The organism is Bacillus hominis (assembly GCF_018332515.1).
Lineage (GTDB): Bacteria > Bacillota > Bacilli > Bacillales > Bacillaceae_G > Bacillus_A > Bacillus_A hominis.
Window position 1 is genome coordinate 1 of record NZ_BOQD01000303.1, and the last position, 3,672, is coordinate 3,672.

Consider the following 3,672-nt stretch of genomic DNA (forward strand, 5'->3'; position numbering starts at 1 on the left):
CTCAATGTTACTCAACAATCGCGTCCTATTGTTGAGTAACATTGAGATTCATTATCTGTTCTCGGTTTGTTTAAGAAACGGCCCTTGTTATTGTATATTCTTTAATAAGAATTCTGTAATCTCTTCATTTAGCTCATGATGGAAATATTCTCGATTAAATCCATGTGGATCTTGTGAAGGAAGAAAAGATGCGTTTGTCATTTCTTTTGGAAATGGACTAAGAAACGAAAAATGTCCTGCGTTTTTAACTATTCTATGTTGGATTTTAGTACTGTCAGTTATCCCATTTAATATAATTTCTGCATGAAAATAAGGTGTAATTTGATCTTTCTCCCCAACAAGCATTAAAGTAGGGATGTTTATGTCTTCCAAAGCACCTTTTGTTTTAAACCAAACTGAAGCTGGTGCTAAAAGAACTAAAGATTTTATTCTGTAATCAGGTGTAATATTGATAAGGTGAGATTTCTCATCAGAAGACTCATAAGAGAAAGAGGTTGGTACTCCTCCCGATGCTGCTAATGCTGTGTATCCTCCCATAGAATGTCCGATGACTGAAACAGAATCAGGTTTTAAAATTTTTGCAAAATCTTCACTATTAAAGAACCAATCGATCGCCATAGAAATATGTTTTGGCCTAATGGTTAGATTATCGACTGTACCTTCCAAGGTATTGTCGTTTCGATTATTGAATGGGTGTTCAGGCATTCCTACTACAAATCCGTTACGAGCCAAGTGACGAGCAATCGTTCGATAAACTAATGGTGAACCACCGGTGCCATGAGATATTAAGACCAATCTAAACACACCTTCTCGAGGCTCAGCATTACTTGAAACATTCAAATGATAAGGTCCAATGTTTTCAAATTTTTCAGGAGTATTTGTTGGGTACATAACAAACATAGGAAATGTTATATCTAATTGTTCATCAAAAAGCTCCACTCTTCGATAGCCAGCGAACATTACATCATTTTTTTCTATTTCTTCATTCATCAAATTCATCTCCTATTAACCTTTAATTATTTATCCTCATAACCTTGTTCAATAATACAATAGTAATTAGTTAACTTACAATATCAAGTTAAACTCTCTCCGTATTGTTTCAGAATATGGATCTGATTGTTGAATAGAATGACTCGTATTCTTTAAACAACTTTATTCTTTTTCAAACGACTTTTTTGTCACTTTACAATAAACTCTTTCATTTGTTTACGTGACAAATGAGAACCAGGATAAAATAATCATATAACAGTTATAACTAGACATAGCACGCTTTATTCTGTAGACAGTCTGCCTAGTTATACCGTTTTCTTTTGAAATATGAGAAATGGATTCACCATTGTTTAACATTGCAATCACTCGATTATATACTAACCTTTTTTGAGGATCCTTTGCTGTTGGAGAATAGATAGTTGGTCTTCCTTTATAGATGCTTTATGGATTCTAAGGATACACTTCATAATGCGAGGAACTCAAATATATAATTGCAAGAACGCACAAGTTAAGTAGTAACAGCTATTTGTGCGTTCTTTATTTTAAAGCAAATTAAAGTATTCAGTTGCGATTGCCAATTGAGATAAGAATAAAATCTTGAATCTCCTCTAAATAGTATATAAAATTGTATTGTAATTTATATATATTGTTTTCGTAATTTATATTTTGGAATTTTGGGGATTTTAGTTACAACAAATCTTAAAAATTCTATACCTAGCTACTTGAAGAATCTCCAATTACTTATTAATAAAATAGGGCAAGCATTGGAAAAGATAAATGAAATTGAAGAATATCATACCTCTATCTAGATAAGAGGAGTGGCTCGCCAAATCATTAATCCATTGAAATATTTCATAATTCACATTGTTTAACTCCTTATTTGTTAGAGTTTGATGGCTTATGTAGAAAAGTGAAACTAATAATCGGGATTTTACGGGCAGTTTATCTCCCACTTAACTTCTTTGCTTTCACCAAATTTTGAGGTGGGAGTATTACTGCCCGCAAATAGTGGGATAAATGAAATAAAAACAAAAAAAGAATGAGGCTCGGAGGAACGACATGGAACATTTAATTTCAGTATTTGAGCAGCACAGCTATAGTATTTTATTCACTGTTATTTTGATTGAACTGCTTGCGATTCCGATTTCGGCTGAATTCTTTATGAGCTTTGCCGGATATTTTGTGTTTCAAGGAAAAATGGATTACACCTTGGCCATTCTAACAGCTATTGCTGCTGGAGGAGTCGGAATTACAGTTACATACTGGATTGGAAGGTTAGGAGGCTATAAACTGATTGAAAAGTATGGACGGTATATTCACCTTGGACCTAAGAACTACAAAAAAGTAGCCGCCTGGATGGAACGATCAGGAAGTAAATTGTTGGTAGTTGCTTATTTTATTACTGGGGTTCGGCACTTCACAGGATACGTATCTGGTATTTCAAGAATGCCGTATCGAACCTTTTTTATTCCAGCATACATAGGGGCAAGCTTATGGGCAATTAGCTTTATTACACTAGGTAAAATATTAGGACCGCGCTGGCAGGATTTTCATAAATTGGCCGGACAATATCTTATCTACATTGTCCTTGTACTCGCTATCGTTATAGGGGGGTTACTAGTTTACAAATTTTACAAAAAACAAATCAAAAACTTTTTCCTACGACTGCTTAATTGGCTTATTTCCTATTTTCGAACAATCCGAGCAACGGAAGTGTTCCTTATCAGTCTTACACTAGTCTTATTAGGAATGATAACTTTAATGTTGGGAATGGCACTGGATTATTTATATAATGAGTTTACTCAGTTTAACGAGGTTACTACATATATTGTTCATTCTGTACTTCAAACAGGATGGGCAAGTAGTATCAAAGGATTTCTATCGTTGCAGTCGCCTATCGCATTTAGTGTTCTCATTATTATTACGATTTTAGCTATTTGGAGAACAGGAAGGAATAGATGGCTTGAAGGTCTCTTACTTATCGTTTCCATACTTGGAGCGCATATATACCATAATGCAGTCTTACACACACTGTCTTATTTTCATTTTATAGGAAAAGATGCGGCAACACGTTCTTCTGCTTTTCCAGATGAAAAAGCAACAATTACCATTATTGTGTTTGGCACCTGCTTATTTCTAATGGTACGTCACTTGAAGAATAAGTATATACAATTTGTTCTCCCTCTTCTGGGTATCTTGCAATTGCTAGGTATAGCAATTGCAAACATTGCGTTTTCTCATATACTTCCAAGCGATATAGTAGGTGGATATGTATATGGCGGGGTGTGGATGTTCTTGAATTTCTTGCTATTTGAGATGTTTCGCCTTATCGTAAATAAGCAAATTTAATATCCAGTACATACAGAAATAACTTTTTAAGGAATGCTACAGTTCGCGCGTTCCAACGCGTATAGAGCGCTTCGGCTGAGATACAAGTTCCTGTGGCTTCATTTAATTTTGTGCAGAGACTAACTAAAGACTCAGAACTGATTGTTTTCCAAAAAAACACAAAGAGTGATACAAGGTCTTGTGCCTGAAATTTTCGTTTTCGTTGAATCATACCTGTTTGATACGCAAGTTCTTGTAAGTGATGGATAGAAAATTTATTTCGAAACTTCACCCAGTATGCGTAATTCCTCAACTAATATGTTGTTTGTAGGCATAAATTAGGGCACCCTTTCA

2 protein-coding genes and 1 pseudogene are annotated in these 3,672 nt (G+C 34.6%); 1 reads left to right on the top strand and 2 read right to left on the bottom strand.

The genetic code is table 11. From position 1 onward, the window contains the following. Positions 1–87: 87 nt before the first annotated feature. Together KI356_RS23045 and KI356_RS23050 are read right to left on the bottom strand one after the other, a co-directional pair. Complete coding sequence (locus KI356_RS23045; protein ID WP_212936564.1) at positions 88–990, bottom strand: alpha/beta hydrolase family protein; 903 nt, start codon at positions 988–990, stop codon at positions 88–90. Positions 991–1,206: 216 nt separating this feature from the next. Continuing rightward, positions 1,207–1,428: pseudogene (locus KI356_RS23050) on the bottom strand (helix-turn-helix domain-containing protein); the annotation flags it as partial. Between the two features lie 621 nt (positions 1,429–2,049). Between KI356_RS23050 and KI356_RS23055 the strand changes: the two are divergent. Then, on the top strand, positions 2,050–3,339 hold the full coding sequence (locus tag KI356_RS23055; protein WP_212936565.1) for a VTT domain-containing protein: 1,290 nt from the start codon (positions 2,050–2,052) through the stop codon (positions 3,337–3,339). The last annotated feature ends 333 nt before the right edge of the window (positions 3,340–3,672 follow it).

What these genes read in the sequence shown, in the direction of transcription:
- KI356_RS23045 (WP_212936564.1), bottom strand. Translation starts at nt 990, where the DNA reads ATGAATGAAGAAATAGAAAAAAATGATGTAATGTTCGCTGGCTATCGA.
- KI356_RS23055 (WP_212936565.1), top strand. Translation starts at nt 2,050, where the DNA reads ATGGAACATTTAATTTCAGTATTTGAGCAGCACAGCTATAGTATTTTA.